General features: G+C 40.3%; 24 protein-coding genes and 1 pseudogene. 11 read left to right on the top strand and 14 right to left on the bottom strand.

Annotation, left to right across the window (positions count from 1 at the left end; all coding sequences use genetic code 11):
* Nucleotides 1–372: 372 nt before the first annotated feature.
* The 7 genes from NPUN_RS32215 to NPUN_RS32185 form a co-directional block, all read right to left on the bottom strand.
* Nucleotides 373–867 (bottom strand): tellurite resistance TerB family protein, encoded by a 495-nt coding sequence (locus NPUN_RS32215; RefSeq protein ID WP_012412555.1) that lies wholly within the window; start codon nucleotides 865–867, stop codon nucleotides 373–375.
* A gap of 432 nt (nucleotides 868–1,299) precedes the next feature.
* The gene (locus tag NPUN_RS32210) at nucleotides 1,300–2,475 is read right to left on the bottom strand and encodes a biotin synthase BioB (protein WP_012412554.1); all 1,176 of its coding nucleotides are present in this window, start codon (nucleotides 2,473–2,475) and stop codon (nucleotides 1,300–1,302) included.
* Between the two features lie 113 nt (nucleotides 2,476–2,588).
* Nucleotides 2,589–3,632, bottom strand: a complete 1,044-nt coding sequence (locus tag NPUN_RS32205; protein ID WP_012412553.1) for a methyltransferase — start codon at nucleotides 3,630–3,632, stop codon at nucleotides 2,589–2,591.
* A gap of 111 nt (nucleotides 3,633–3,743) precedes the next feature.
* Nucleotides 3,744–4,226: a TerB family tellurite resistance protein gene (locus tag NPUN_RS32200; RefSeq protein WP_012412552.1), complete on the bottom strand. Its 483-nt coding sequence runs from the start codon at nucleotides 4,224–4,226 to the stop codon at nucleotides 3,744–3,746.
* Between the two features lie 84 nt (nucleotides 4,227–4,310).
* A complete protein-coding gene (locus tag NPUN_RS32195) occupies nucleotides 4,311–7,415 on the bottom strand; it encodes a thioester reductase domain-containing protein (protein ID WP_012412551.1) in 3,105 nt (1,034 codons plus the stop codon).
* A 552-nt stretch (nucleotides 7,416–7,967) separates the two neighbouring features.
* Nucleotides 7,968–9,521: a YcjF family protein gene (locus NPUN_RS32190; RefSeq protein WP_012412550.1), complete on the bottom strand. Its 1,554-nt coding sequence runs from the start codon at nucleotides 9,519–9,521 to the stop codon at nucleotides 7,968–7,970.
* Nucleotides 9,522–9,682: 161 nt separating this feature from the next.
* The gene (locus NPUN_RS32185) at nucleotides 9,683–9,919 is read right to left on the bottom strand and encodes a hypothetical protein (protein ID WP_041565768.1); all 237 of its coding nucleotides are present in this window, start codon (nucleotides 9,917–9,919) and stop codon (nucleotides 9,683–9,685) included.
* Between the two features lie 11 nt (nucleotides 9,920–9,930).
* On the opposite strand from NPUN_RS32185, the gene NPUN_RS41155 reads away from it, so the two are divergent.
* From NPUN_RS41155 to NPUN_RS32165, 5 genes and pseudogenes are all read left to right on the top strand, one after another.
* Nucleotides 9,931–10,128, top strand: a complete 198-nt coding sequence (locus tag NPUN_RS41155) for a hypothetical protein (RefSeq protein WP_148220385.1) — start codon at nucleotides 9,931–9,933, stop codon at nucleotides 10,126–10,128.
* Nucleotides 10,073–11,113, top strand: a pseudogene (locus tag NPUN_RS32180) (sensor histidine kinase); the annotation flags it as partial. The gene NPUN_RS41155 and the pseudogene NPUN_RS32180, both read left to right, overlap by 56 nt.
* Nucleotides 11,114–11,270: 157 nt before the next feature.
* A complete protein-coding gene (locus NPUN_RS32175) occupies nucleotides 11,271–11,795 on the top strand; it encodes a DUF937 domain-containing protein (protein WP_012412549.1) in 525 nt (174 codons plus the stop codon).
* Nucleotides 11,796–12,036: 241 nt separating this feature from the next.
* A complete protein-coding gene (locus NPUN_RS32170; RefSeq protein WP_012412548.1) occupies nucleotides 12,037–12,591 on the top strand; it encodes a pyridoxamine 5'-phosphate oxidase family protein in 555 nt (184 codons plus the stop codon).
* Between the two features lie 29 nt (nucleotides 12,592–12,620).
* A complete protein-coding gene (locus NPUN_RS32165; protein ID WP_012412547.1) occupies nucleotides 12,621–13,127 on the top strand; it encodes a GNAT family N-acetyltransferase in 507 nt (168 codons plus the stop codon).
* Nucleotides 13,128–13,276: 149 nt separating this feature from the next.
* On the opposite strand, the gene NPUN_RS42280 is transcribed toward NPUN_RS32165, so the two are convergent.
* Nucleotides 13,277–13,453, bottom strand: a complete 177-nt coding sequence (locus NPUN_RS42280; RefSeq protein WP_167315688.1) for a hypothetical protein — start codon at nucleotides 13,451–13,453, stop codon at nucleotides 13,277–13,279.
* A gap of 215 nt (nucleotides 13,454–13,668) precedes the next feature.
* A complete protein-coding gene (locus tag NPUN_RS32160) occupies nucleotides 13,669–14,901 on the bottom strand; it encodes a DUF4336 domain-containing protein (protein WP_012412546.1) in 1,233 nt (410 codons plus the stop codon).
* Between the two features lie 151 nt (nucleotides 14,902–15,052).
* Here NPUN_RS32160 and NPUN_RS32155 point away from each other — a divergent pair, with 151 nt between their 5' ends.
* The 5 genes from NPUN_RS32155 to NPUN_RS32135 all read left to right on the top strand — a co-directional run bounded on the left by NPUN_RS32155 (nucleotide 15,053) and on the right by NPUN_RS32135 (nucleotide 17,914).
* Entirely contained in the window at nucleotides 15,053–15,673 is a 621-nt protein-coding gene (locus NPUN_RS32155) for a hypothetical protein (protein WP_012412545.1), read from the top strand.
* Between the two features lie 98 nt (nucleotides 15,674–15,771).
* Nucleotides 15,772–16,026: a UPF0175 family protein gene (locus NPUN_RS32150; RefSeq protein ID WP_012412544.1), complete on the top strand. Its 255-nt coding sequence runs from the start codon at nucleotides 15,772–15,774 to the stop codon at nucleotides 16,024–16,026.
* Nucleotides 16,019–16,516: a PIN domain-containing protein gene (locus tag NPUN_RS32145; protein WP_041565767.1), complete on the top strand. Its 498-nt coding sequence runs from the start codon at nucleotides 16,019–16,021 to the stop codon at nucleotides 16,514–16,516. Before NPUN_RS32150 ends, NPUN_RS32145 begins: the two co-directional genes overlap by 8 nt.
* Before the next feature lie 37 nt (nucleotides 16,517–16,553).
* Nucleotides 16,554–17,519 (top strand): acetamidase/formamidase family protein, encoded by a 966-nt coding sequence (locus tag NPUN_RS32140; RefSeq protein WP_041566532.1) that lies wholly within the window; start codon nucleotides 16,554–16,556, stop codon nucleotides 17,517–17,519.
* 23 nt (nucleotides 17,520–17,542) lie between these two features.
* Nucleotides 17,543–17,914 carry a TSUP family transporter gene (locus NPUN_RS32135; RefSeq protein WP_012412541.1) on the top strand — a complete coding sequence of 124 codons (372 nt, stop codon included), beginning with the start codon at nucleotides 17,543–17,545 and terminating at the stop codon, nucleotides 17,912–17,914.
* Nucleotides 17,915–17,919: 5 nt separating this feature from the next.
* Here the strand turns inward: NPUN_RS32135 and NPUN_RS32130 are convergent, their stop codons facing one another.
* Nucleotides 17,920–18,540 carry an NADPH-dependent FMN reductase gene (locus NPUN_RS32130; RefSeq protein ID WP_012412540.1) on the bottom strand — a complete coding sequence of 207 codons (621 nt, stop codon included), beginning with the start codon at nucleotides 18,538–18,540 and terminating at the stop codon, nucleotides 17,920–17,922.
* A gap of 141 nt (nucleotides 18,541–18,681) precedes the next feature.
* On the opposite strand from NPUN_RS32130, the gene NPUN_RS32125 reads away from it, so the two are divergent.
* Nucleotides 18,682–20,232 carry a cytochrome P450 gene (locus NPUN_RS32125; RefSeq protein ID WP_012412539.1) on the top strand — a complete coding sequence of 517 codons (1,551 nt, stop codon included), beginning with the start codon at nucleotides 18,682–18,684 and terminating at the stop codon, nucleotides 20,230–20,232.
* A 255-nt stretch (nucleotides 20,233–20,487) separates the two neighbouring features.
* Here NPUN_RS32125 and NPUN_RS32120 read toward each other — a convergent pair whose 3' ends face one another.
* The 4 genes from NPUN_RS32120 to NPUN_RS32105 all read right to left on the bottom strand — a co-directional run bounded on the left by NPUN_RS32120 (nucleotide 20,488) and on the right by NPUN_RS32105 (nucleotide 24,725).
* Nucleotides 20,488–21,222, bottom strand: coding sequence for an amino acid ABC transporter ATP-binding protein (locus NPUN_RS32120; RefSeq protein WP_012412538.1), 735 nt, complete (start codon nucleotides 21,220–21,222; stop codon nucleotides 20,488–20,490).
* On the bottom strand, nucleotides 21,215–22,705 hold the full coding sequence (locus NPUN_RS32115) for an ABC transporter permease subunit (RefSeq protein WP_012412537.1): 1,491 nt from the start codon (nucleotides 22,703–22,705) through the stop codon (nucleotides 21,215–21,217). The genes NPUN_RS32120 and NPUN_RS32115 overlap by 8 nt, the downstream gene beginning before the upstream one ends.
* 128 nt (nucleotides 22,706–22,833) lie before the next feature.
* Nucleotides 22,834–23,811, bottom strand: a complete 978-nt coding sequence (locus NPUN_RS32110; protein ID WP_012412536.1) for a 2-dehydropantoate 2-reductase — start codon at nucleotides 23,809–23,811, stop codon at nucleotides 22,834–22,836.
* 44 nt (nucleotides 23,812–23,855) lie between these two features.
* Nucleotides 23,856–24,725, bottom strand: a complete 870-nt coding sequence (locus NPUN_RS32105) for an inositol monophosphatase family protein (protein WP_012412535.1) — start codon at nucleotides 24,723–24,725, stop codon at nucleotides 23,856–23,858.
* Nucleotides 24,726–25,000: the final 275 nt, after the last annotated feature.

Raw genomic sequence — 25,000 nt, 5'->3', positions numbered from 1 at the left:
ACTTCTTTGCGAAGTATTGGCTATGCTGCATTTTTAACAGGGAGATTAATTAACAATCTGCTGATATTCCGGTGCAGGAAGCTGATAATTGCAGTTTTTCCTTGCAGTCAAGAAACTTTAGTGACCTGCTTGAAGATTATGCCAATGAGTCAGTTAAATAGCGAGAAAATGACTATTAAAAATATGATTTCACCCAGGATAATTACTATATTCATCGTTTTGGGTAGAAGTATCAAAAAAAAGGCGGTTATATCCCCGAATTCTTGAAGAAGTCGGGGATATGGTAGCCCGAAAGAATTAATAGAGCGGACTACTAACCGAGAGAAATACAATCAACTTACTAAATTTATCTCTTGTAAGATAAGAGTTGATTTAGTAAGGTAAACCTTTGGGATACAGGACTGCTAGACGTTTTTCACGGAGTTTGACTGTCTCAAAATAGATTTCTTCAATCTTTTTCAACTCGTCTTCAGAAATATTGAGTGCCTTTGCTCCTTTGAGTACTACCGCCCGTTCTTTTTCGCTATATTCGCCGTCAGCAGCACAAGCTTGTATTGCATCAAGGAGTAGGGAACGGCGTGTTTCAATAATTAAAGGATCTCCACTAAATAGTGTCTCTAGATCTTCATCAGCCTTGTAAACTTTGAGTTTTTCGATAATTGCAGGATCGCGGTTGTAGGCAGAGGCATATCCAATCACCCAATCTCTTTCTGCATCTGCTAATGTGCCATCGCCATTAGCACAAACAAGCAGCGATTTAAAGTAAGCTTCATAAGATTGGTTTAATGGAATCTGTGAAAAACCAAACTGTTCTTGGAACAACCACGAAATGCCTAAATCTTCTTGCTTTTTGATATCTGTCGTCATTGCTGTTTCCTAAAATTACTTAATTTTGTAATTTACAAATTTAATCATTGCATAAAAAGCTAATAGTTGAACATTAAAAAAATCTTATTTATTGTATTATTTCAATGTTCAAAAATGCATTCAAATACAATAGCCTTTAAATTTAAAAAGCTATTTTTGATGATAAATAAATGCTAATTTATTAAGAGAAATATAACTTAATTCACTGCTCAATTTATTGCTTGGATTCAATAATCTAATTAGTGCAATGAATCAATTTAAAAAATTTTATTGTTCTGGGTAAAAGGTTTTATTTACTACTGGCTTAATCCGAAAAGTGACAGAACAGGGCTAATTTTGCTGCTAATAATTGCTGCGCTTGATCGGGAGACTTGAACCACCGCATTCAGTTCTCCCTCAGTTGCGTAAGTCCTCTTTAAGCAGTGGGAAGTTCTAATTTTGAGAGAGTAAAAAACTCCGGCTAGGCATGTTAGGCAATAAAATTGGCTCGATACCTGCTTTTTCCATAATATCTAAAGCATATTCGTATTTGACTTTGTACCGTTTTTGTTTACTGTAAATAGCATACTGGTCTTGATAGTTGGGAGGGGTAAAATTCACGGTGATCGTATTTGCCCCTGCTTGCAGTCCTTTTAACTGACCATCTTGTCCTAATAAAACATTAAGAGCACTTACACTAGGTATCATAACTTTTGGCATCATAATTCTGGCTAAAGCCATCCAATTTAAAGTCATACTAGCGTTGCCCGCACTCATTTGAGCTAGTGGAGTACCTTTACCAGGTACAAAAGGAGACGCACTACACATATGAACTTTTTTCCTCATGGCAAGTAGGAGATCGTTCGCCAGCATCTTTGGAGTTTGTTCAATTTCGATTTTCCCATTGGCATTTACTGCTTTTAAACCGACAATTGTTCCGCTTCCCACCTCATATCCTAAACTTAATAGATCATCGATTCTATTGAGGCGATCGGATAAGAGGTATCCTCTAGCTTGTTTGTGTAAATTCCAATTGCTCGTTTCAAATTTAATAATGTATTGATTTGCGCCAGCTTCTTTGAGTATTGTGTAATCTTCTTTAGGTTTATCACCAAGATTTAGAAGGATTATGACGTTATTCTCAAAAAGTTGTCTAATTTTAGGTATGGCTCTAGATACGGTTTTAGTCGTTGCTTTAATTTCACCTGCTTGAATGAATACAATGGGAATTTTTGCTTCTTTGATTTCTATGGCGGTTTCTAATATTTTTTCGCTAGAAAAATTGTAACGATCTCCTAATTCTTCATTTTCAATTCTCATTGGACAATAATTACAACTCCTTTCGCAAGCATTAGTAATCTCAATCACACCTCTTAAATTTCCTTTATTTTCCAAATACTTATGACGCACATATCTTGCTATTTCAAAAAGTAATTGCTGCTCGTTATCTTCAAAATGAAGTATCTCTTGGAAGAGTGATTGGAAAAATTGTCTGTACTCTTGTGATTCTGTTGATTCCTTTTCTAGATATGGACTTTCAGTAATAGCATCAATTTGGATGGCTGCTAAAAGCCGCTCTTTTTCCTGTTCTGAAATGTCTAGTAAAGTTTCAATCAAATTTTGCTTCATGGTATTTACCTTAAAACTATGAGTGTTGTGTCAAAAAATGATTTACCAAGCCTCTTGGTGGCGGGAACGGAGACTTGTTTTCCTGTTGTCTGTTGCCCGTTCCCTGTTCCGTTTCATAGGCGAATAGCCTCAATTATGCTGATTGGAGGTGCTACTGGATAAATTTTTGTCAATGAGAAACCTGCTGTTTTTAATAGGACTTGATACTCAGCTTGAGTCCGTTCACGGCCGCCATAATTCACGAGCATCTGCAAGTCGAGGAGTTTGCCAAAGAATGGTTCGTTGCCTTGAGGTATAACCATTTCGACTAGCAGCAATCTGCCGTCAGGCTGCATCGCTTGGTAGCAATTTTTCAGGATGGCGATCGCTCTTTCATCATCCCAATCGTGAATAATATACCGTAGCAAGTAAGCATCTCCACTTGTGGGTACTGATTCAAAGAAGTTCCCACCGACTAGTTGACAACGATCTTGTAGTTCCAGGTCTTCAATCACAGGTTTGGCATCTGCAACTACATGGGGTAAATCAAATAAAATCCCCTGCATTGTCAAATTCGATTTGAGAATCGAGGCTATCAAAGTACCATTTCCACCTCCAACCTCAACTAAGTTGTGGATGAATGAGAAGTCATAACCAGCTGCGATCGCTGCATCTTGTTCGCCAGAAATACTACTTATAGCTTGGGTGTATATTTTAGATGCAGAAGGGTCTGTGGCTAGGTAATCAAATCTCTCCATCCCGAAAATATTTTTGAATACAGGTTTTCCGGTTTTGATACTTTCAAGTAGATGTCCCCAAGGTTGCCATTCCCAGGCTTGACCAGACTTGATAGCATAACCACGTAGGGAATCGGTGCGATCGCTTTGCAAACTTTCGGCAACGGGTGTTAACTCAAAGTAGCCTGAATTACCTTCAGCAAATATACCAACACTGGCAAGGGCGCGTAGTAGTCGGTAGAGGGATCGGGCATCTACACCAGTTTTTGTTGCTAATTCATCGTAACTTTTAGAACCATCCTTAAGTAAATCTGCAATACCAAGTTGAGCAACTACATAAATACCTTGCGTAATCCAAGCACCAGCGATAATTTGTTTTAATGTTTGTGTAGTCTGCATTTCGTCTTTACTTGTAGGATGTTGTAATTGAGTTTGAAACATAAAAATTCTCAATCAAGAGAAAATGGCATTGCTGAATTCAGGTATTCAAATCTTCTGTGAAGCATCTCTACACCAATATTCATATTGCAATCAGCAACGCCAGATGATTAATTAATAGGGGCTTTTCTGAGGATATAAGAGGTTAAGGCGTTTCTGTCGTAGTGCTGCTTCTTCTTGTTGTAGCTGCTCCAACTGGTCTACTATTTCTTCTTTTATCCCTAAAATAGTAGCCATTTTCCGAATTTTTGCTTTTTCCTTTTCATGAAGTTCTCCATCGGCAGCAGAAACCCAAATTGCAGACAGAAGTATATCTCTTTGTGCCATAGATACTTGAGGAGAGCGAGCAATTACTTCTTCTAGAGCTTCATCAGCTTCATAAGTTTTTAGATCTTCGATCACCCAGTCTGCTACTCCCCAAGATGCACAGAATCCAAGTGCCCAATCCTTTTCTTCTGGTGAGATAACTCCATCTGCTTTAGCACAAGTTAAAACAGATTTCATATAAATGCTGCTATCTTCGTTTGTAGGAATCTGGTTAAAACCAAAAAACCAATTTATGATCCATGATGAACCCAGTTTTTTAATGTCAGACATGAGTTTTAGTCCTAAATACTAATTAAAAATGGGCTTATTTGAGCGTAATTTTTAATCCTATTAAAATTGCTTAATTGGTAACAGTTAAGCCAATTTATTCGAGGGTAGCGACACGCCCAACCAACCACTACGAAGAAAATAGGAAAAATAGGTATTGAGCAATTGTTCATTCACTGGAGGACACCTTATTGAACTTACTGTAAGAGCATTTTGTGTTGCTAAACAACTAATTTTGGGATCGGTTGATTGTTGATAATGCTTTTGATAAAAAGGCAAGAGATGATACAAAGGATTTTCCTGAGAGCGGACAGAATTATTTAGTTGTGTTTGCCAATCGTGATAAGCAATATGCTCAATCTGATAGCCAAGAGAACGGATAAAATCAGTTAGTTCTCGCCAAGAAATAGATTGAGGATTATTTAAGTGAAAAGCCTTGCCAAGAGAATCTTTTTGCTGTGATAAATACACAATACTTTGGCTGAGGTAATCCACAGGGGCTAAATCTAAGGTGTCAGTGATGTCTGTCATGCTCCCAATTTGTATACAGCCTTTGATGGTGCGGCAAATCACATCATCTTTATACCAAGCGCCTGTTTGACTATGCCCAGAAATAAATGGTGATCTATAAATTGAAACTGGAATTCCTCTGTCACTCGCTAACATCACTAACTTTTCTGCCACCCATTTACTTTGGGAGTAAGCAAGTTTCATTCCCTCACTATGATCGAGTTGATCGGATTCAGTTACTACCTTTCCCCAATAAGCAGGTGACTCAAAAACAGCAATAGTGGAAATATAATGTACAGGCTTGATTTTTACACGACTCGCCAATCTCAATATTTCCTGAGTTCCTAAAATATTGGTAGGCTTTAATGCTGAATAGGGATAAACATAGTTAATCCAAGCAGCGTTGTGATAGATCGTATCAATGATGCTGCTCATTTTTTGAAAATCTTGTAATGACAAACCTAACATTAGTTGAGATAAATCACCTAAAATAGGAATAATTCTCTCAGCAAAATCTTCATGCCAAATTCCATAGGATTCTAAGTTATTTTGAATCCTCATCTTCCCTGATCTAGCATCAGTAGAACGTACCAAACAATAAACATCCGCCTGGGTTTTTAACAGCAGTTCTTGAAGTAAAAAAGCTCCTAAAAAGCCTGTAGCTCCAGTTAAGAGAATAGCAGCAGGCTCAGTTACAAATGACTCAGATGGGTATTCAGGAAATATAGTAGAGTCTAAAACAACTTCTGAATTCAAATCTGTTGCTAATTCAGCCGATGATTTTTTTGAGATAATTGTGTTTTTCGCTGTTAGTTGCTGAAGCAATAAATTTACCAATTGGTTGATATTGGAGTTACCAAGCAACATATCTATGGGTATGTCTACCCCTAATTCAGTATCAATACGATTCTTCAAATCGATATTCATGAGAGAATCAAGCCTCAGTTCATGCAAAGGCTTCTCTATATCCAGATTTTGAGAAGTATTGATGCCTAAAACTTTGACAAATTGCTCTCGAATGTAAGCAATTAATAGTTCTTGACGTTGACCCAAAGAACCATCATCTAACTGTTCTAAAAATTCTAATCGTTGCTCCAATGGTTGCTCGTCAGAGGATGCTGCTTTGATATTTGTCAGTTCTTGTTGTGCCAATATGCGGCGCAAAATTTTGCCAGAAGGCGATTTGGGAATTTTGTCCACAAATTCAAGTCTGCGGATCATTTTATGCGGTGCAACTTGACCAGCGACAAACTCCATAATTTCCTGTGCAGTGGCAGCGGCTTTTAGTACGACAAAAGCTTTGGGAACTTCCCCACTACTAGGATGAGGACTCTTGACTACACAAGCATCAGCGACAGCCGGATGACTCAACAATACTGCTTCTAATTCTGCCGGTGCTATGGAGTAGCCATTACACTTAATCAATTCTTTGATGCGATCGACTATGTAAAAGTAGTCGTCTTCGTCAATATAGACAATATCACCAGTGTGATACCAACCATCTCGATTGATTGTGCTGGCAGTTGCGTCGGGATTATTCAAATAGCCTTTCATGATCTGCGGCCCGCGTACCCACAACTCTCCTGATTGATTAAAACCTAATGGTTGTTGGGTATCGACATTTACGATTTGACATTCAACATGAGGGAGACATTGACCTACTGAACCAGGCTTGATTTTGTCACGTTCATCTGGAGTGTAGGTGGTCACAAAGGTTTCTGTCGTTCCGTATGCTTGCTTAACAACGCAATTAGTCAGACGCTGTTCGCACTCTTCGATCAATTGATGGCTAAGTGGTGCTGCTCCAGAAGTCAGCACTCGCAAGCTCGAAAGATCGTATTTATCTACTATTGGCTGCTTTGCTAATGCCAGCAAAATTGGCGGAACGATGTGAATACGGGTGATTTTATGCTTTTCAATCAGGCTCACAAAGGCTTCTAAATCAAAGCGCGGCATCGTCACAACAGTAGCACCGCAAGCCAGGCTGTAATTCAGCATGACCAGGCCATAGGCGTGAAAAAAAGGTAAAACTCCGATAATTGCATCAGCCTTGCTGACTGGCTCGCAGTTTTGGAATTGGTGAAAGTTGGCCACAAATGAATGGTGGGTGTGCATTACACCTTTAGGCATACCAGTAGTACCACTAGAGTAGAGCAAGGCTACTAAATCTTCTTGTGGATTGATTTGTACTTTTGGTATTTCTCCTTCACCTTCTAAAAGTACAGAAAATCGGGTAGCTCCAGCTGCTTCACCAAATACGAATACTTCCTCTACTTTTGAGTGACCAATCGCTTCTAATGCTTGCCCTACAAGGTCTGGGATGGTGATGAGATGTTTTGCTCCAGCATCATTGAGTTGATATGCCAGTTCTTCTGCGGTGTAGGATGGGTTGACTGTGGTGATAATCCCACCTAAAGTTGCTACGGCATGAAAAGCGATCGCATATTCCGGAATATTAGGGCTGTAAATAGCTAAAACATCTCCCTTGGAGAAGCCACGCGCTGCCAAGCTACAAGCAATTTTACGAATTGACTCGACTAGTTGTTTATATGTTATTATCCTGTTAGTTAGTCCTTCAATAAGGGCTGGTTTGTCGGCTAAATTTATTGCTCGTTGCAAGACAAATTCTGTCAGTGGCTGTTTAGGGATAGGAATGTCAGGGTATAGACTGCCAAAAATCATAGAATTTATTTTTTGAGCAAAGATTTATAGGACAAAACTTTTCATACCTAATTGCAGCAAGCGAAACTAACAAAGACTTGCTTAAGCGTTCCAGATGCTTGCTGCGGCTTGTAAGTAGACTTTAGTTTACTAGTTGTTACTGTCGTTGTAATTGTTTAAGCTCTCCAAATTGATTGGAATGCATAACACTACACTTTATCTTTCTTAACGTCTCAGACTTTTAATAGGAATGCAAGAACAGTTAAGACAGTTAAGACAGTTAACATACTTTATAAAGAATTCAAATAAATTGACTGATTTGCATAAGTTTTACTTAACTATATCAATTATTTGTGAAAAAGAATCTTACCTAAACAACTTGGGAAAATAGAAAATCTAATGATGCATTATGTGATTTCACCATCTTTTGGCTAAATTACAACAGCAAAAAAATGGACCTAATACACTTTAAATATCCGTTTTAAAGAGTTGCTGTTTGATCGATTCTTCTTTTACCTTGACTTTTGCACACCTAATAACAGGAAGCGCATTTGTTTTTGAATTTTGAATTATTTAACTATTGACTTCTTCATCATGTTCAATTACTTCAGATTTATCTTGTAACGGCTTCACCACTCGCGCGATCGCTTCTTGAATAAAAGCTTTAATAAATTCATCTCGGCGATTAATTTGAAACTGTTTCTGCACAACTTCTGTCATTCCCCCATCACCCCAATCTTGATCGTGACGAAAATATTCAATAAAACTTTTACCAGCAATTCGCGTTAAATAAGCTGCTGTCACACCTTGAATCGCCCGACCAATAAGAAAGGTAGCAACATTAAGTTGCAACGCTGTAGATAATAATTGAATTGCTCCCTTGACAATGCCCAAACTAGCAATAGTTTTCGCTAAAGAAAGAGCTAACTCTCGTCCCCGTTCCATATTCAATTCACAGCCGTAGACTCTGCCAATTTCCACAACCATTTGAGCATTAACAGCTGCTGTCGCTAATAAATCTACCACTGGTATTGGCGTAACTGATACTACACCGGCACCAATCCACTGGAATCGTTCTACGATTTTGTCAGCTTGACGGCGACGCTGACCATCGATGAGTTTTCGCGCCTCGTCTCCCAATCGCAGAGATTGCAAAAGAATATTATCCGCCACCAAATCTTCACCTTCGGCGCGTAAAACAGCAGCCGTGCGTCGCAGTAAAGGGACAATATCTGGTTCCGGCTGGTAAGTTTCGCCGGTTTCTAGTTGTGCAGATTGGGGATTAGCTGCGATCGCCACCACATCATTAGTAGCAATAAATCCCCGTACCCGTTGACGCAACCTAGCGAGGATGGATTCTTTATCTTCATCTGTATATAAATCGGTTTTGTTGAGAACTAGGAGCGATCGCTTACCAATTTCTGCTAACCCGCGCAACGGCTCATATTCTGAGCGTCGTAAGTCATTATCCACCACAAATAACAGTAAATCTGCTTCTGTTGCCAGTTCTCGCGCCATTTGTTCTCGTTCTGTTCCCGCCACCCCTGCTTCTAAAATCCCTGGCGTATCTGTAATTAAAATCTTGCGTTCTAATCCCTTCAACCGCAGACAATAGGTTTCTCCAACCTGGGTTGTACCCATCGGTGCATCTACTTGACCTACCATGCGTCCCATAATTGCATTAACTAGGGAAGTTTTGCCAGCACTCCCCGTACCAAATACCACTACTTGAATTTCACCGCGTGCTAAATTCGCTTCAATCTCCCGCGATCGACTTAATAAAGCTTGACGTGTGACTTCATCTTGAATTTGCGCTACCTGTTGGCGCACAGCTTGGAGAGTTGTAGAAGCAGCGTCAGATTTAGCAGCAGGAATTTGCGCCGCAGTTACTCGCTTGGGGTTGCGGCGTGATCGCTTTTCCCCAGCTTGAATTACCAATACATAATAGACAAAAGCCGCAACCAAGGCTCCTATAAGAACAATCAGCAGCAACAGCAGCAAATTGCCAAGCAACGGCGAATAGGACAATTGCCAATAAAGGCGTGATAGGGAATCAATTAGCCATAGGGCTAGCCCCAAAATGACTATCAGACCAACAATTAGCGTTACTATGCGCGACAGAGGCATGGCTAGGAAAGATTAGTGGGTATTTCAGTAAGCAGATGCTTCTGATCTTAATAGTTTCAGTCTTTCTTACCAGAGTAGTAAGAAGCAGCTTTTGCAAAATCTGAACCTTTGACGGTGAAACTTAAGGGCACAGCAATGCTGTACCCCCACAATAAATAATTCTATATGTCAATAAGCTTGGGTTCAGCCTTTTTCCCCTGCTCCCCTTCTTCCTCTGCTCTTCTTCTATCAACATTCAGTAGGCAGATACTTATAATCTTCATAGTTTCAGTATTTTTGACCAGGGTAGAAAAAACCCCTTTTGATAAACTAAGAGCGAATTTTGTATTAAATGTGTTCTCACTTGCGGCTGGATTTCTTGTTTTTGATGAAAAACCACTTAGTAAAAAATTCAACAACGAGTAATACCATGACTGCGATACCTAAATTAAAATACTTTAACTGGGTTCAACAAAGATTCCATCGCCTTAGTATTCGGCAAAAAATCTTTTATGGATACGGTTTGGCTTTGAGAGTTGCAGTTTTAGGAACGACAGCAGGGTTGGTAATAGGCGATCGCTGCTATCCTGGCTTTCTACACCAGTACAATCATTGCCTATCCGATTAAAGCGGTGACAGATATCGCCCAAAAAGTTAGCCAAGAAGCCAATTTTGACTTGCAAGCGCCCGTAATTACTCAAGATGAAGTTGGGGCTTTAACTAATTCCCTTAACCAGCTAATTCGACAGGTGAAGCACCTTTTAGAAGAACAACAAGCCGAAGCCCAAGTCCGACTAATTCAAAGTGAAAAAATGTCTAGTTTAGGAAGAATGCTGGCTGGTGTCGCCCACGAAATTAATAATCCTGTAAATTTCATTTCTGGCAACCTCGTACACGCGAAAACCTATACTGACGATTTATTAGCATTACTGCAAGTATATAAAGCCGAAGTTCCTCAGCCTTCCACTGCTGTACAAAATCTAGCAGAAGAAATTGATTTGGAGTTTCTAGAAGTCGATTTGCCAAAACTCTTTAATTCAATGAAAATTGGTGCTGAACGCACGCGAGAAATTGTCCGAAGTTTGAAAGATTTCTCTCGTTTAGACGATGGGGAAGCCCAGTTAGTCGAGCTACATGCTTGTCTAGATAGTACATTGTTGATTCTGAACAATCGCCTGAAAAATGGCATTAACCTTGTTCGCAGCTATGGAGAGATTCCAGAGGTTCCAGGCTACACAGGTTTACTTTATCAAGTATTTATGAATCTTCTCAGCAATGCACTTGATGCTTTGGAGCAAAAATCGGCTGAAAATCCCGAATTTGTCCCTGAAATCACTATTATCACAGAATGCTGGGAGAATGATTTGGTAATAGTGCGAATTGCCGACAACGGCCCTGGTATTTCACCAGAAAATCAGAAAAAGATATTTGAAACATTTTTTACCACCAAACCACGAGGCATTGGTACTGGTTTAGGGCTAGCGATCGCATCTCAAATTGTGGTAGAAAAACATAAAGGTAAGATTACCTGTCAATCTGAGTTAGATAAAGGTACAGAGTTTGCGTTGGCTCTGCCCACCGCAGGTATAACTTTACCAATTTCTCATCCTTGAGTTAGTAGCTTTCCAAAGTTAATTTTTTCATAATAATCAACAGCAAGTATAAGGTTGCGTGTTTAAATCTTTTTAGTGGACTGACGAAAGTTTGCCTACACAAACACTTCAAGCCAGTTTTGGCAAGCTTTTTGAGAACAAAGGGAGAAATAAATTTATGGGACTTTTCGATCAAATTCTTGGTGCAGTTGCTAATCCTAATCAACAGGGTAGCTTAGGGCAACTGGGAGGAATTATTAACACTGTACAGCAATTAAGCCAAAGTACTGGTGCAGACCCTTCTACCATTCAATCAGTCTTGTCAATTGTGGGTGGTCAAGTGCGTTCCGCTTTACAAGACAAGCAAGCCACAGATGGTAATGAAGCCGCACAAAGTTTAGTGAATCAATATGCTGGAACTTCACCTAATCCCCAAGCCGTCAATTCGCTGTTTTCTCCTCAGATACAACAACAGGTAGCTCAAGTTGCTGCCCAGCGCACTGGATTGGATGCTGGTATAGTTCAACAATTGCTACCTTTAGCAGTACCTTTAGTCCTGAATTTTTTGCAATCAGGTGCAAATGCTCAAAATCCCCAAGCTGGCGGGAATCCTGTATTGAATTCCTTCTTGGATGCTGACGGTGATGGTGATGTAGATATCGCTGATGCCATCCAAATGGCTAGTCGGTATATGAGACAGTAAGCAAGTTGGCACAATAAAATCAAACTATCGTAAATAAAAAGGAACTAGGCTAAAACTCTTATGCTTATTGCCTATTGCCTTATCCCAAAGAGAATTATTTATGCCTACACTTACTTAATACTTTTCCTAACTCCAAACTCCCATTTGCTCAGACATCGGCAATTGGGCCTTGCTAGATATTTAGCTAAGGCATAGGCTGAGAAGATGAGAAATTTGTATGTGAATATAAATCAGACAGTCTATGTCTAAACTTTTTGACTGTATTACAGACGAACTGCAAGACTTTATTGCAGCCCAACACCTTTTCTTTGTTGGCTCTGCACCCTTGAGTCCTACGGGTCATGTTAATCTATCTCCTAAAGGTTTAGGATGCTTTCGCGTTCTCTCTCCCAAGCAAGTCGGTTACGTAGACCTTACAGGCAGTGGTAACGAAACCTCAGCCCATTTGCAAGAAAATGGGCGGATAACCTTCATGTTTTGCGCCTTTGAAGAACCTGCGTGTATCCTACGTCTTTACGGTCAAGGAAACACGATTTTACCGAGTTCTCCAGACTGGGACTCTCTGTACTCTCTGTTTTTACCAATGCCTGGAACTCGCCAAATTATCGTCGCTGATATTGAAAAAGTACAGACTTCTTGTGGTTTTGGCGTACCACTTTATGAATATCAGGGTCAGCGCCAGACTTTAGTAAACTGGGCTAGTAAAAAAGGTGAAGAGGGAGTTCGAGAATATCAACAGAAGAAAAATCTTGTCAGCATTGACGGTTTACCAACACCACTGAGTAAATTATCCTAAATTTTACACAAGCGGATGGGGCATGAGTTATGGATTATTCTACTCGTCCATTGACACAGGAAGATGAGCCTTTTCTCTGGCAAATGCTTTATGAAGCAGCGCATCTGGAAAAAGAAGGTAATCTGACAGTGCAGGATGCCATAAATAATCCTGATTTGGCAAAATATGTTAAAAATTGGGGACGTAAAGATGATAGCGGCTTCATCGCTATTCTAGAAACTAGTAATCAGCCAGTAGGATCTGCATGGCTGCGTCTATTGACAGGTGAAAATAAAGGATATGGCTATGTTGACGATCAAACTCCTGAACTAGCTATTGCCATTCTTCCCCAACATAGAAATAAAGGTATAGGAACGCAGTTACTCACACATTTGTTAGCAGCAGCCCAAACATCTTATTCATCAATATCACTTAGTATCAGAGCGACAAATCCAGCCTTGAGTTTATATAAAAGGTTTGGCTTTGAAATCATTCTTGGTAGCGAAATAATCAACCGAATTGGTAGCATCTCTTTTAAGATGAAAATTGATTTTTGAAATAGTTTTAAAATCCTCTCTTTATTTTAATTTTGCTTTTAGGGAACTCCAAAAAATAAATTATCCAATCTCTTTACTTAACTACGATTTTCCCTCCCCCTGCTCCCTGCCCTTAAAGCGATGGGATATTTTTTTATTTGGAAGTCCCCTTATGACCCTTTTGGGTTGGTGTCACCAGCAATTATGGCTTGAAACAAGTTTACCAGTAAAGAGAAAAATGCCGAAACTAACACTAACAGCATCAAACTAGCAAGGGCAGCAAAGGGAGAAATGATGAATAAGAGTAACAGTGCAAGCATCAAAATCGTTAGTAATGTCTTATTCATCTTTTTTCATCTTTAATAGTTGCTATTCTCAAGTTAACCAACTAATCTATGAACTTGACCACAGTCAATAGAAGGAATTAGTCTTAGTTCTCTGGTAAGAATTTACAAGCTAATTGAATGCCAAAGTTTAATTTAGAAATCAAAAATAGAAGCACTATAGTTTTGCAGTCATAGCAATTTCTAATTCTCTAGCACAGCAGTTATAAAAAATTATCCTACACCTTCTCCTTTGGTGCTGGCACAATGCCCAACTTATTTAAACCTGTATCGATTTCCCTAAGTGCTTTAAAATCTTCCTCTGGTAAGGGATAGCTGCTACTGCTGAATAAACCCCCACTAACAGCAGGCTGCTTTTCCAAAAAAGAGAAAGCTTGACGAAACTGATAGGCTTGGGCTTTTATCGGTGCATCAAAGTGGCAGGGAATAATCCACTCGAAGTCCCAACTAGCAACTTTATCAGCCCAGTCGATGGTTTCTTGTGGTGCGCGGTTGAGAATCAACGTCTGTAAAATTGGTGCAACAAACAACCGCCCATCACCTCGCAGGGCATCAAACGATCGCTGCCAATCTGGATTCCATTTAAAAGGATACAATCCAAAGTAAGCTTTCTTTGAGCGTTCTGGTGCTTTTAAGGCATCTTGCAACACCTTATTCCATTGGGGTATATTTAGTGCGCTTGGTTGAAAGTACAAAGCAAACAGACAGATGCGCTGCCAACCCTTACGGCGATTTACCTGAATGTCTGCAACAATATCAGAAGCACGATCCTTGGCATGGAATAGTAGGGGATATGGATCTAATAAAACGATCGCAGGTGGATCGTCTGGGATAGAAAGCACAGAATCTGTTACTAAAAGAGTATGCGATCGCTTGTGGAAAAAAGCAACTTCCGCAAATCGACCAGGGCCAAGGTCGATGGGACCCAGCATTGCATAATCAAACTCGTCAGCAAAGGGTGTTTTGCTACTATCTTCTGGGAGTACCTGAGTCCGTTTTGGGGGTAAACCAAGCCAGCTAAGGGGCAGATTTAGCGGGAAACTCCACTGATGGGGAGCCACAAACACCTGTGCAGTCGGAAAATATCTGGCGAAGGGGCCGACGAAGACTTTGTGTTCTATACCGGAGATAGTCGGCAGGATGATGTACTTAACCTTACCGTGTTCCGCCACCAACTCATTCACAAGCCTGATGCACTCTGGGGTTGGTGCAACAGGCGCATAGATGAGAAGACCCCCGGCTTCGAGCTTAACAACAGTCATGCGAATTGGCACAACTACGTAGAAAATGCCCTGAATCTGGTCAAAATTCCAGATTGTGTCCTTAATCACTTCTTTGCGGATTGTCTGCCGCCTGCCATAAGGGTAGAGTGGCACAACAGGCCATAATCCCCATGAAAAGTCTTTTGGATTTATCTGTTGTGCATTGACTATGCGTTCATCATCAGCCACTCTGCAACCCCTCCAAATTCCCTGCTCAAATTGTTCTTATTTGCTATCCCCAAAGTTGGAGTTTAGCAAATTATTGAGATAATCAGATCAATTATTAATTCCTAATTGTAATTCGTAATATCTCCAGTGTAGTTCATTAGCGATAAAAATCATGAGTAAATATAGAATTTTAAAACCCGATCAAAGTTACACTTTTATTCAATACTTTTTGTTACCTAATCCAACAATAGATGTAGTAGCTGAGTTTGAGTACAGTTACGAACGTACAGAGCTAAAATTACCAATATACTTTGCTGAAGTTAGCTATTTAGAATTTTTACAAAATTACTTACAGCGTAATATAAAGCTTTTTAACCCGATGGCTGAGATATCAATCAGAGAATTTATGATTGCTCCTATCCTTGCTGAAATTTGCGATCAAACAAAAGCTCAACTATATAGTGAGTATCCAATTAATGTGGATGAAAAGCTCAAAGGTACTTTGGATTATTACTTACATAAATCTAACTCTTTATTGGTAATTGAAGCAAAACAATCAGATATTAGAAGAGGGGTTACACAACTCGCAGTAGAATTAATAGCTCTGGATCAGAGTCTAGACGATCAATCATCACTTTTATTTGGCGCAGTTACTAATGGAGATGACTGGAAATTTGGTACACTCAATAGGCAACAAAAGCTAATTACAGAAGATATTAAACTTTATCGTGTTCCTGAAGGTTTAGAAGATTTGGTACGAGTTCTAGTAGGTATCCTTTCATCTGAAGCTTGACGTAAGTTGAAAAAATTTCACGCTCCAGAGTATGGTGATTCACTACTTAACAATGTAGAGTAAGGGAAAAGTTACATTACGAAAGAATAATTTAGCCTATGTCATTGCAAATCAAAATTAACTACCCAGAGACACTTCCAGATGCCTTACAACAGACAAGGGAACAATTTGAACAAGAAGCTAAATGGGCAATGGCAGTAAAACTGTTTGAAATGAAACGCCTATCTTCTGGTATGGCAGCTGCACTAGTAGATACAGATCGAGTTTCTTTTTTACTTAATTTGCATCATTATGGAGTGGCTATGATTGATTTAACAGAAGATGAACTTCTTGCTGATTTACAGAATGCCTAAAACTGAGATAATCGTCATTAATACTGCTCCAATAATTAGTTTAGTAGCGGCTCTTGGTGATTTAGACGTATTGCAGCTATACACTCAAGTGCTTGTTCCTTTTGAAGTTTGTCAAGAATTACTTGCTGGAGGTAAAAGTGGGTTTGCAGTCGCAGAATTTGAGGCAGCAACCTGGCTACAAAAATGGCTAACTCCACTTAATATTTCACCTCTTTTGCTCAACTCTTTGGATTTAGGCGAAGCATCTGTAATTCAATTAGCTTTAAATGAAAGCATTCAAACTGTATGTATTGATGAGACTGTTGGTAGGCGGATTGCTAGATTGAGTGGTCTTAAGCTCACAGGTTCTATTGGCATTTTATTGCGTGCTAAACAAGAAGGATATCCTGTGTTAATGCGGCAAGCTATTGAGCGTATGATAAACAGAGGAATTCGACTGAGTGAAACAGTCATCGCTGTTGCGCTCCAGCAAGCAGGGGAGACGGACTAATTCTTTCAACCTTTCGGTGATTAAAAACAAAACAGCGATGACTCATCATCTTTTAAAAGCATCAAAAGAAACCGTACATCTGGGTGGTTTCTCCCATCTGTTAAAACCAGCGCTCACTATTGATTCTGGCGATACAGTTGATGTGGAAACTTATACTGGTTACTACGTTTATGACAAAGCACCACCAGAATTTGTCACACCAGAATTTCTCGATATCTGCCAAAATTTTCTACCAGAACGCAAGATTGCTGGGGGGCCGCATTTACTCACAGGGCCGATTTATATACGTGATGCCGAACCAGGGGATGTTTTAGAAGTACAATTAGATGCGATCGCACCTAGTGTACCCGTTGGCTTTAATGCCATTCGTCCAGGTTGGGGAGCTTTACGACATCAGTTTCCTCAACCTGCGTTGAGATTCATTCCTCTGGATTTAGCAAACAATATCGCGGAATTTCCGGCGGGTGCTGGCATAAAAATTCCCCTCAAACCGTTTTTTGGAATTCTTGGTGTCGCTACCCCAGAAACTTCTCGAACTTCTGTCCCACCAGGTTCTTACGGTGGTAATATCGACAACCGGGAATTACAAGCTGGTTCTCGTTTATTTTTGCCGATTTTCGTACCAGGTGCATTATTTTCTATTGGTGATGGGCATTCTGCACAGGGAGATGGTGAAGTAAATGTTACCGCCATTGAAACTTCCATGAATGGTAGAATTACCCTCAAACTTCGCAAGGATTTAAAACTGACAACACCAATAGCTGAAACTCCAACTCATATCATCACAATGGGCTTTGCTCAAACCTTAGATGAAGCCTTAGAATTGGCTTTAAAAAATATGATTGATTTTCTGGAACGCTTTGCAAATTTATCGCCAGAAGATGCTTATGTATTGTGTAGTTTAGCTGTAAATTTTCACATTACTCAAGTTGTGAACAGTCCGCAAAAAGGCGTGCATGGAATGCTAGCCAAATCTATTTTGTCTAATACGGTAAATTTGTAATTTGCAATATATCAACTATTTTTATGTCTAATATCTCGATCCAACTGTTGTTAATCGGTTTAGTTTCTGGCATTGCTGGTGGAATGTTTGGTATCGGTGGCGGCGCAATTATGATTCCGGCAATGGTGTTAGTAATTGGTTTGGATCAGAAGTTAGCTACAGGAACATCTGTGGCTGCTCAAATTTTGCCAATCGGGATTTTAGCAGCCTTGGTTTACCATCGCAACGGTAATCTTAATATCAAATATGCCCTGATTATTGCAGTTGGTTTAATCGTGGGTAACTTTTTCGGGGCATTGTTTGCAAATCAGCCGTTTATTAGCAGTGAGTTGATGAAAAAGCTGTATGGCATCTTTGTGCTAATGATAGGTATTCGCTATCTACTGTCAAATTGAAGAATTTAATTGAGCTTCAGCAATATCTTTGTTAAGCCATCCCCTAACTGCTCAATAGATTGTTGCTGTTTAGGATCTTTTAACGTGCCATCGACATTAAAGGCTTCATAAGCTTTGGGTACGGCTACCTGGTCAGGAAGTACCAAAACTTTGATGTTTCCCAAAATAGAGCGCAAATGAACCAACCCCCGTAAACCACCAAGAGCGCCTGGGGAAGCGCTCATAATACTAGCAACCTTCCCTGCAAAAGCAGCCAACGGTGCTTCATTTGGGGCTGGACGAGATGCCCAGTCAATGGCATTCTTCAAAACTGCTGTGAGTGAACTGTTATATTCCGGCGAAGCAATCAGCAATCCTTGATGAGAAATCATCAAATCTTTAAAAGTGCGGGCATTGGCAGGTAGTCCTTGTTGAGCTTCCAAGTCTTCATCAAACAGAGGTAGGGGCAAATCGCGGAGGTCTATATAAGTCACTTCTGCGCCTGCTGCCTTAGCGCCAGCCGCCGCGATTTTTACCAATTTTTTGTTGTAAGAATCAATCCGAGTGCTGCCGGCAAAGGCGAGGATTTTCGGTGGAGATGCCATAATTCTAGGTTGAATGGGAATAATTAACCTGTTCAGCTGCATTATCCTGTTTTCAGGCGATCGCTATTTGCTACCTTTAGATTTTCTTTAGAAACCACTCAACAGAGAACCGCGCTGAACCAATCTGGAAACAATACGGTAGTATCTGAATAATCTAAGTTTTTGTTGAGCAAAGGCGGATTTATGTTCCAACAGATTGCTGCTCAAATTACTTTTTCTGATTCATTTCCATATTTAGTTACAGCTTTAGGCATTACTAGCACAGCGGGAATATTTGGTTGGCGGTGGTGGAAACAAAAGAACACTTACAAATCTCTACAGTCCTTTCCCTCTCCTAAGAGACACTGGCTATTAGGAAATATTCCTCAAGTATTAGCAGCAGTCAAAGAGAAGAAATTCTTTCAATTATTGTTTGATTGGAGCCAGCAGCTAGGCCCAATGTATGTTTACTGGACTGGCTTTCCAGTTCTCGTTTTGAGTAAGCCAAAAGTTATCGAAGACACCATTGTTAATGGGATGAGAGACGGTAGCTTAATTAGGTCACAGCGAGCTAGCAAAGCTTGGAACGACATTGGTGGGCCCATTCTTTTAGGTCAAAACGGAAGTGAGTGGCAGTACAGACGCAAGGCTTGGAACCCGGAATTCAGTTCTAGCGGTCTCTCTAAATATGTGGAAATTATTAACCAAGCTTGCGAGCAAATAATCGAAAAAATTCAGTCAGTTGCCTCACCAGAAGTTCAGGTAGATCCTCTGTTTGTAGAACTAACAATGAGGGTGATTTCCTGTCTTGTACTGGGCATTCCTGTGGATAAAAACATTGCTACTAATGAAGGACAACCCCTTGATGTTCTCAAGGTGTACGAGGCGATGTCTATTGTAGGCTATCGGTTCCTACGGGTAGCTACTGGTGAGAAGATATGGATGAAGTATCTGCCAACTAAGAACTCACGAGATTATTGGGCAGCAAGGCGATATTTAGAGGAGTTTATTACTCCCCGTGTAGACTTAGCTTTACAGATGAGAGAACAAAATCAAACGGATTTAACACAGGTAAGTCCTTTGTTCCAAGAATCAATGTTGGTGAAAATAGCTGCCAAAGAACCAAAATACAATCGGGAAACACTAGTAGCAGAAGTTATTGAACTTTTAATCGCTGGTACTGATACCACGGCCCATACTTTATCTTTTGCAATAGGAGAGTTGGCTTTAAATCCAAGAGTTTTTCATCAGGCACAGGCCGTTGTTGACCAAGTTTGGGAAAGTCAAGGCACTATTAATGGAGAAAGCCTCAAGGAATTGAATTACATCCGCGCTATTCTCAAGGAAACCTTGCGCCTTTATTCCGTCGCCTCTGGCTCGACTTCATTGGAGGCTCAACGTGACACTGTTATTGAGGGTACGGTTATTCCTCGTGGCACAAAAATATACTGGTCAATGCTTGCTGCTGGACGAGATCCAGAAGTATATTCTCATCCCGATGAATTTTTGCCAGAGCGTTGGTTAGAGAAGGGTAAGGAAAATAGTCAACTGCCAATGATAGACTTTGGCTCAGGTTCTCATCGTTGCTTGGGAGAGCATTTGTCAATGCTGGAAGGAACGATGATGCTGGCACTACTGGTTTACTACTTTGACTGGGAGTTGGTCAACGGTCGCTCATCTCTGGAACAGTTACAGCAGAACCTTTTGATTTATCCGCCTGATAGAATGCCGGTGCGTTTTCGGTTGAGAAAGTAGGGATAATCTTGTTTCAGAGGAACGCATTGGCATTGCATTGAGATGCATTAAAAATTTTTCAAGGTGAATAAAAATTTTGGTCAATAAATTCCTCTTTAAGCTCTTTACTCTGTGTTCTCTGCGCCTGTGCGGTTAAATAAATCACTTTTAAACCGCAGAGGCGCAGAGAACGCTGAGAAAAAACAATCTTATTTTACGAGTCACGTTGAAAGGGCTAGTTTAGTAATACAAGAAAAGCGGCAAATTTCAATTGTTCTAAAGCATTTTTTCTAAAAACTGCTTGGCGCGATCGCACTGAGGATTTTGGAAAAACTCACCAGGAGTAGTATCTTCTGCTAAAATTCCCTGGTCGAGGAACATAATCCGATTGGCAACAACTCTTGCAAACCCCATTTCATGAGTAACGATCGCCATTGTCATCCCAGATAGCGCTAAATCTTTCATCACTTCCAGCACATCCTTAACCATTTCGGGATCTAATGCAGAGGTGGGTTCATCAAATAAAATCATCTCTGGTTCCATTGCTAATGCCCGAGCGATCGCTACTCGCTGTTTTTGTCCCCCAGATAGTTTGGATGGGTACACATTAGCTTTTGACTCTAAACCTACCTTAGCAAGCAATTCTAAGCCATGCTCTTGTGCTTTTTGCTTGTTTATTCCTTTCACCTTTATGGGTGCATAGGTGACATTTTCCAGCACATTCATGTGGGGAAACAAATTAAAATGTTGAAATACCATCACCAAATACTGACGCACCTTCGCAATGTTTGTCTTAGGCTTGGTAATTTCTTGCTCGTGAAAGTAGATTCTGCCTCTGGTGGGTTGTTCTAGTAAGTTTATACATCGCAGAAAGGTAGACTTACCTGAACCAGAAGGGCCTAATATAGCAACCACTTCTCCCTGATAAAACTCAGTGGAAATATCTTTGAGTACATCGAGTTTGCCAAAGGATTTACATAAGAATTCCGTGCGAATTACTACATTATTCACTTTCCCGTAACCTCTTTTCTAAAGCGGATGCACCCAAGGTCATGCCCATTACCAAAACATAGTAAATTAATCCTGCAAATAGCAGTGGTTCAAAATAAATATATTTGTTTGCACCAACGATTTGGGCGCTGCGTAATATTTCCACCACCCCAATGGTTGACACCAGCGCGGAATCTTTGAGCAATCCGATAGTTTCATTTACCAATGCTGGGAGAATATTCTTCAATGCTTGGGGCAAAATCACATCCCACATCATCAACCAATAGGGAACACCCATAGACATCGCCGCTTCACTTTGTCCTTTATCCACCGCCTGAATTCCACCCCTAATAGTTTCTGACATATAAGCGCCAGAATTCAGGGTAAAAGTTAGCACCCCTGCTTCCAATGCGGAAATGTCATAGCCTGTAAGCTGAGGTGTTGCGTAGTAAACCAATGCCAACTGTAATAGCAAAGGTGTACCTCGAAAAACAGAGGTATAGGCGTTAGCAACCCAGGTAAGCGGTTTGATACCGAGAATTTTTAATAAAGACAGGATTGTTCCCCAGATTAACCCCAAGGTTACAGATAATAGCGTGAACAACAAAGTTAAAGGGATTCCCCGCAGAATAAAGGGAATGTCTGGAAGAATTCTGGTGAAGTCAAGATTTAATCCGCCTTTGGCAGGAGTTGAGGATACAGAATTGGCGGCGGTATTCTGTGAAAACCACTTGGTTACTAGTTTAGCCAATGTGCCATCGTCCTTCATTTGTTGAAGGACTTTGTTAAAGGGTTCTACAAAAGAAGAACCTTTAGGAAAAGCGATCGCCGAGCCACTTGCCTCCTCTGACGGAATAGTATTAAATTCTAAATCTGGGTTAGCTTGGGCAAATCCCTTAGCGACGGTATCCTCAACAATTGCGGCATCAATTCGCCCAGATTTGATTTCCTGAACTACTTCTGGGACTTTATTAAGTTGCTTTAACTGAATACCCGCAACTTTTTGAGAAATTTTCCGAGCATTTTGTTCTTGTATGGTTCCTAGTTGTACCCCAAGCTTTTTTCCTAGTAAATCTTGGGGTTGCTTCAGATTGCTACCTTTAGGAGCGACAATTGTATCTTTAGCTTCGTAATAAATAATTGAAAAATCAATATTTTTCTGACGTTCTGGAGTCGGAGTCATTCCAGCCATGACAAAATCAGCGCGATTTGCTTGGAGTGCAGGAATTAATCCATTAAAATCTGATTCCATTATTTGAAGCTTAAACCCTAGTTTTTCAGCAAGGGTTTTGGCAATATCTATATCAAAGCCAACGATTTGGCGATCGCCTCCTTTAGTATCATAAAACTCATAAGGAGGATAATCTGGGGAAGTAATCATCGTCAGCGTGTCTTTCCCTAAAGATGAGACAGCTTTTAAAGAATTACTATGTCCTGTAATGATGCTAATTCCTACTACCGCTACAACCAGTATTGTTAATAGCCATGCTTTCTTTTTCTTCATGAACTTGATAATTCTATAATTTACATTCCGCACCTTAAGAGAATTCCAAATAAAAAAATATCCCACAACTGATGCAAAAATCCTCTCTATTTATCATCTCTCTGTGTTCTCTGCGTCTCTGTGGTTCGTCAAATTCCCACTTTAGTCGCCTCTAGCAACTTAACGCTGGCATAAATAGCATCAATATAAGGCGTGGGAATTTGAGTCAGTTTTCCCAATTCTGCCACCGCGCCAACAATAGCGTCTATCTCCGTAGCGCGTGCGGCTTCAATATCTTGTAACATCGAGGTTTTATGGGCACCAACGTTTTCTGCCCCATTAATTCGCTGTTCTAAAGTAATGCCAAACTTTATACCTAAATTTTCTGCGATCGCTTGAGTTTCACTCATCATAAGCCGCGCTAGTTCACGCGTAAGGGGATAGCGGCAAATATCCTCTAAAGTCGCACCAGTTAAAGCACTGATGGGATTAAACGCCACATTCCCCCACAACTTAATCCAAATTTCCGTGCGAATCTGATTGCGGATTGGTGCTTTGAATCCTGCGTGTTTTAAAGTCTGTGCTAATAATTGGATGCGTTCTGTTTTACTACCATCGATTTCACCGAGAGTAAAGCGATCGCCTTCAATATGCTTAATTACACCTGGTTCAACTATCTCAGTTGCCGGATAAACCACACAACCAATAACACGTTCAGCACCGATACTAGCTTCAATAATCCCATCTGGATCGACAGATTGAATCCGCGTACCTTCATACTCACTGCCATGTTGACGAAAGTACCACCAAGGAACGCCATTTTGGGCTGTCACCACCATTGTGTGAGAATCGTATAGTGCAGGGAGAAAGGGTGCGATCGCAGGCACACTGTGAGCCTTTACAGTTAGAATTACTACATCTTGTGGCCCCGCTTCCTGAATATTACTAGTTGCCAACGGAGTAGCAATTTGGCTAGAACCGTCTGCCATGAGCAACTTCAGCCCATTTTTTTGAATCGCCTCTAAATGGGAACCACGTGCAATTAGCGTCACTGCTTCACCTGCCAGTGCCAGTTTTGCCCCTAAATATCCACCGATTGCACCTGCGCCAACAATACAGATTTTCATTTTGTTTAGGGATAGTTAGCAAATAATTAACTACTTATTTACCCTCAAACAGCTAGGCTTTGCACAGCTTTCAGTAAATCTTGATGAACAGATTTTGAGGTAGCTATTACCAATCCAGGCAGGCTATAGTTTTGGCAAGTATGCAGTGGCGGTAAAGTCGAACCATCCAGAGTAGTTACAATCCAACCAGCCTCTTTCACAATAAAAGCGAGTGCAGCAACATCAATAAATTTACCCGATTTAATCACTGCTCCACTCAAGTCACCAGTGAGAATACCATTAAGATTAGGGATTTGAATATCACTAGAGTAATCAGCCGCTATATCGATTACTTGATATCGATCTTTTAGTAAATGTCCAATAGAATTCATTGCCCATCCCAACAAAATAGCAGGTTTGGCAGATGTTATATGTAATGGGGCACAGGCTTCTAAGCTCATCTCCAGAGTCCCTTTAAAAGCACCTTCACCTCGAAGGGCATAAAAATAAATGTTTTGGGCAGGAGAAATGGCGATTACGGCTTCAAAATCATCTGAATTTAGAATACTGAGAATAATTTGGTAATTAGAATGTCCATCCATGTAAAACTTTGTACCATCGATGGGGTCGAGTGTGACTAAGTAATCACCTTTTGAACCGAGTTCGGTAGCACGAAAATACTTTGTGTTGTTAGAACTTGCATACTCTTCTCCATAAAAGCGAATATCTGGAAAAGTGCCCAGTAATACTACTTCTACTAGATTTTGAATAGCCACATCCGCATCAGTAAGTGCAGCACTAAAAAAGTTGTTTCCTTCTCCTTTGGCGGGAAGTGCAGCAATTTTTGGTTGAAGAAAATGGGCATAAGCTGCTGCTACTTTCAGATGGGGGAGTAAAGTCTCCAAAATTAGTCGAGTAGTTGGTGTTGTGGACATTGCAGCAAACTCCTTTCAGAAATAATCTACCGTTGGCAGAGCGATAGAATTCTATATCTAGACAAAATTACGGTATCATTGTGGTGCAATGATACCACAATCTTTACCAATCTACCGGACGTTCAAGGAACTACGGCATTGATTGCAGAAACTGCTAGTTAATGCCTATAAATGTAAAAGCTGTTGCGGCTTCAGCAGGATTTGTGGAATTGGGGATGGCTGTCTTTCATCTAACTTCTGAAAATAACTCCAGAAGCTCCTGGCAACTTCTACTT

The organism is Nostoc punctiforme PCC 73102 (genome assembly GCF_000020025.1).
In the GTDB taxonomy this organism is placed as follows: domain Bacteria; phylum Cyanobacteriota; class Cyanobacteriia; order Cyanobacteriales; family Nostocaceae; genus Nostoc; species Nostoc punctiforme.
This window is presented reverse-complemented; position numbering and strand designations above follow the sequence as displayed.

Bases quoted from the DNA above. Each gene is read 5' to 3' on its own strand.
- NPUN_RS32150 (WP_012412544.1), top strand. From the start codon at position 15,772: ATGTCATTGCAAATCAAAATTAACTACCCAGAGACACTTCCAGATGCC.
- NPUN_RS32145 (WP_041565767.1), top strand. From the start codon at position 16,019: ATGCCTAAAACTGAGATAATCGTCATTAATACTGCTCCAATAATTAGT.
- NPUN_RS32155 (WP_012412545.1), top strand. From the start codon at position 15,053: ATGAGTAAATATAGAATTTTAAAACCCGATCAAAGTTACACTTTTATT.
- NPUN_RS32215 (WP_012412555.1), bottom strand. From the start codon at position 867: ATGACGACAGATATCAAAAAGCAAGAAGATTTAGGCATTTCGTGGTTG.
- NPUN_RS32175 (WP_012412549.1), top strand. From the start codon at position 11,271: ATGGGACTTTTCGATCAAATTCTTGGTGCAGTTGCTAATCCTAATCAA.
- NPUN_RS32115 (WP_012412537.1), bottom strand. From the start codon at position 22,705: ATGAAGAAAAAGAAAGCATGGCTATTAACAATACTGGTTGTAGCGGTA.
- NPUN_RS32130 (WP_012412540.1), bottom strand. From the start codon at position 18,540: ATGCAGCTGAACAGGTTAATTATTCCCATTCAACCTAGAATTATGGCA.
- NPUN_RS32210 (WP_012412554.1), bottom strand. From the start codon at position 2,475: ATGAAGCAAAATTTGATTGAAACTTTACTAGACATTTCAGAACAGGAA.
- NPUN_RS32110 (WP_012412536.1), bottom strand. From the start codon at position 23,811: ATGAAAATCTGTATTGTTGGCGCAGGTGCAATCGGTGGATATTTAGGG.
- NPUN_RS42280 (WP_167315688.1), bottom strand. From the start codon at position 13,453: ATGAATAAGACATTACTAACGATTTTGATGCTTGCACTGTTACTCTTA.
- NPUN_RS32200 (WP_012412552.1), bottom strand. From the start codon at position 4,226: ATGTCTGACATTAAAAAACTGGGTTCATCATGGATCATAAATTGGTTT.
- NPUN_RS32135 (WP_012412541.1), top strand. From the start codon at position 17,543: ATGTCTAATATCTCGATCCAACTGTTGTTAATCGGTTTAGTTTCTGGC.
- NPUN_RS32165 (WP_012412547.1), top strand. From the start codon at position 12,621: ATGGATTATTCTACTCGTCCATTGACACAGGAAGATGAGCCTTTTCTC.
- NPUN_RS32190 (WP_012412550.1), bottom strand. From the start codon at position 9,521: ATGCCTCTGTCGCGCATAGTAACGCTAATTGTTGGTCTGATAGTCATT.
- NPUN_RS32205 (WP_012412553.1), bottom strand. From the start codon at position 3,632: ATGTTTCAAACTCAATTACAACATCCTACAAGTAAAGACGAAATGCAG.
- NPUN_RS32125 (WP_012412539.1), top strand. From the start codon at position 18,682: ATGTTCCAACAGATTGCTGCTCAAATTACTTTTTCTGATTCATTTCCA.
- NPUN_RS32140 (WP_041566532.1), top strand. From the start codon at position 16,554: ATGACTCATCATCTTTTAAAAGCATCAAAAGAAACCGTACATCTGGGT.
- NPUN_RS32105 (WP_012412535.1), bottom strand. From the start codon at position 24,725: ATGTCCACAACACCAACTACTCGACTAATTTTGGAGACTTTACTCCCC.
- NPUN_RS32195 (WP_012412551.1), bottom strand. From the start codon at position 7,415: ATGATTTTTGGCAGTCTATACCCTGACATTCCTATCCCTAAACAGCCA.
- NPUN_RS32170 (WP_012412548.1), top strand. From the start codon at position 12,037: ATGTCTAAACTTTTTGACTGTATTACAGACGAACTGCAAGACTTTATT.
- NPUN_RS41155 (WP_148220385.1), top strand. From the start codon at position 9,931: ATGACTGCGATACCTAAATTAAAATACTTTAACTGGGTTCAACAAAGA.